We start from the raw sequence: 3,143 nt of genomic DNA, 5'->3' as shown, positions 1-3,143 counted from the left end.
GGGTCATTGATTACTCACTGACCACCCCCTGTTTAAGTTGGAAATTTCAGAAGAGGCGACAACTATGCTGGCACAGGGGGGTTATTTAAAAACTTTCCCCACCACAGATGCCATCACTACCCATTCGGCAATGAAGAGCTGGTGCTGATTCGCTCAGGTGGATGAGCAATGGTCATGATGGTATTAAAAATGAATCATCGCTGGCTGTTCTATGCATGAGAGCCCCGTTTACAGAGACCTTAATCCGTGAGTTTAACGAGAGTGAAAATGGCTGAAAGCCTTGCAGTATATGGCTTACAGACAGAATTTAGATTAATCATAAATGCACCCATTTGGTGAGTTTTCAAATAGTCATTTATTTGCTGAGAAGCCTTGCTATATCAGCCTTTTAGCCATTTTTATCTCTGCCGAAGTCACGGACTCAGGAGAGAGTTATTGCCCATGTTTTCGGTCATAGGATGAAAAGACTTTGATGAAGCTGATAGAGTTGGTCAAACCCTATAATTTGAAGTTCTTCTGCAGTCTTGCTCCAGTTTCTTATATTTTTTGTTGTTAAAATCCTAGAATGAATAAACTCAATATTATTGAAACAGTTGGTATTCTATTTTTGCTATGCTTTCCTTCTGTCGTATATGTTTCATTGGGATCGTTCTCTTACGGCTTGTTTTTTGTTTCATTGCTATTTCTTGTTCGATTTTTCAAAGAGTTGGTTTTCATTGACAAAAAAATTCTTACTTTAGCTTTCTTTTTACTTTGCTTAGGTTTGTATTCAACCCTTCTAATTATTGATAGAGATGCAATATCAAAACCTATTATTTCAGCAATAATTCTTGTATTGATTATAATTATATTCTCTGTTCTTGTTGATAGAGTTCTTATTACGAATCGAACTGATTTCAATAGACTTGTTAAAAATATTTATCATATATTTTTGGTGATAGGTTTTTTGGGGGTATTTAATTTGACAGCATTTGGTGCTTATTTGGATCTAAATAAGCCAGTATTCCCTTTTGCAGAGCCTAGCCATTTTGCATTAGCCTACTTTCCATTCAGCTTGTTATATATGTTAAAGGAAAAGTCTAATGCATTTCTAGTTTTACCTATTACATTAATTTTCGGTATCTCCTTTCCAAATCTAACATTTGTTATTATCTTTTTTATACAGCTTTTGATTTTAGCCCCATTACGTTATCTGTTTTTTAGCTTTACTTTAGTGCTTTGTATTTCATTACTCATACCATTCCTAGAATTTATAGATTTTGATTATTTTACAAGTAGAATAATATTTGATCCGTCGAATATGAATATTTCTAATTTAGTTTACCTGAAAGGCTGGGAAGCTGCTTATATAGCACTTTCTGACTCATTCTTTTTAGGAATGGGTTTTCAGAATATGGGGTTTGAAAGGACAGGGTATTACTCAGATCTCCTTTTTTTGATTTATAAAGGGGAGTTAAATAGATATGATGGTTCTTTTTTAGCATCAAAAATAATAGTTGAATTTGGTTTTCTAGGTGTTTTGTTTTCTATATTTGTCACTTGGCAGAGCTTAAAGTCTTATCTATTTCTGCGTGCTACAAAGTTTTGTGAAGGGGATTTAGTATCTATAATTTACGCAGTTGTTACACTGGCCGTATTTGTTGAGCTTTTTTTTAGAGGGATTAGTTATTTTTCTCCAAATTTTATTGTTTTTCTAGTTTTAGTCGCAAAAAATTCTATTCCATTTAGAAATAAATTAAATGCTTCTTAATTTCGGTTTTGGAATTTAACCGTTTAGTTGTGTTGAAGTATCTTAAATACGTACCTGTAAAGCTTGTTCAATAATAAGTATTGCTAATGAACAAGCTTTACTGGTATAAAATTAATGAGAAACAATCGGTATAAAGGTTTCTTGTTCAGGAAGTGATATGATCTACATAATGATTCCTATTCTTTCTAGTGAAATTGATGTTTTTTTTTTAGAAAGAATGAAAAACTTATTGGCCAGAATCAAAAAACGCACTGATGACTTTAGTTTTATATTTTGCATACAGTATAAAGCTATAGAGAAAAAGTGTGAGTCAAATATAAAAAAAATATTTACTGAAAACTTAGTTATTTTGAACTCAGAGACTATTGGTGTCTCTGTAGCTAGAAATAAATGTTTAAATTATGCGTTATCACTAGCAGCAGATAATGATTGCTTATACTTTTTGGATTCTCAGATATGGGTCAGTAGTCATTTTCTAGAATATATGCTTGTTTTTGCTGCTTCAAAAGATGATGCAATGCTTGGTTGTTTTCAGTTCGTTGATCTAACGTTTCTTGATTTTAATAATGAGCCATTTAAGCTTAATAAAAAAACCACAATTCAGCATGAGTCAATAAGAAATTTTAAAAAGAATACGTTATCGGATGATGTAAATTTTATAAAAAATTGTACAATGTCAAGATGGCTTTTCAAGGCGAATTTATTGAAAAATTCCAGTTTTAACGAGACTCTTGGCCCTGGTGATAAGACAACGATAAAGTCTGCAGAAGACGTCTACTTCTTATATGAGTTGTCTAAAAATAAAAAATTTAATGTTGTGAATGTACCATATTATGTATACCGAGAGTCTAGGCCTAAGGACTTATCTAAGCACACCTTATATGCAAAAGGTTACGGTGCAGTATTGGCGTTTCTATTTAAAAATGAACCTAGAAAATATGCCTTGACCATGTTTTTATACCTTGTCAATACTCTAAGATTTTTTTTTATAAACTACAAATTAGCCAGTGTCAGGCTTTCTAGTTTGTTTATTGATCTTAATGAGCATGTTACAGACACAAGTAAATGATTGCCAGCTCGGTATTATTGCGTTATTGCGTTGTCTGTCTTAGTGATCGTATGAAATGTAGATCCAGGGAAAACGCATGAAACCCCGCGCTATTACTGGCCTCAGGCACCATCGACCTCTGCGGTAGACAATGGCGATCCGGCCAGAACCCGCTCCAGATAGTCGGTACTCATCATGGTGCACCTCGTTTTTCGCTGAATGCCACCTTTGAAGGTTTTTTCATTCTTTAGCAAGTTAAGGGCCCCCTGTGCCAGCATAGTTGTCGCCTCTTCTGAAATTTCCAACTTAAACAGGGGGTGTCAGTGAGTAATCAATGACCCGCTA

At 33.9% G+C, this 3,143-nt stretch carries 3 protein-coding genes; 2 read left to right on the top strand and 1 reads right to left on the bottom strand.

Translation table 11 applies throughout. The annotated features are described in order from the left end of the window. The first annotated feature begins 565 nt into the window (after positions 1-565). Positions 566-1,750, top strand: a complete 1,185-nt coding sequence (locus ABD892_RS11330) for a hypothetical protein (protein WP_345195772.1) — start codon at positions 566-568, stop codon at positions 1,748-1,750. A gap of 157 nt (positions 1,751-1,907) precedes the next feature. After that, positions 1,908-2,819, top strand: coding sequence for a hypothetical protein (locus ABD892_RS11325; protein ID WP_345195770.1), 912 nt, complete (start codon positions 1,908-1,910; stop codon positions 2,817-2,819). A 101-nt stretch (positions 2,820-2,920) separates the two neighbouring features. Here ABD892_RS11325 and ABD892_RS11320 read toward each other — a convergent pair whose 3' ends face one another. Then, the gene (locus ABD892_RS11320; protein WP_345195769.1) at positions 2,921-3,052 is read right to left on the bottom strand and encodes a hypothetical protein; all 132 of its coding nucleotides are present in this window, start codon (positions 3,050-3,052) and stop codon (positions 2,921-2,923) included. Between the last annotated feature and the right edge of the window lie 91 nt (positions 3,053-3,143).

The sequence above is a fragment of the Kistimonas scapharcae genome (assembly GCF_039540975.1).
In the GTDB taxonomy this organism is placed as follows: Bacteria; Pseudomonadota; Gammaproteobacteria; order Pseudomonadales; family Endozoicomonadaceae; genus Kistimonas; species Kistimonas scapharcae.
The sequence above is the reverse complement of the archived record's forward strand: the minus strand, read 5'-3'. Positions and strand labels throughout refer to the sequence as shown.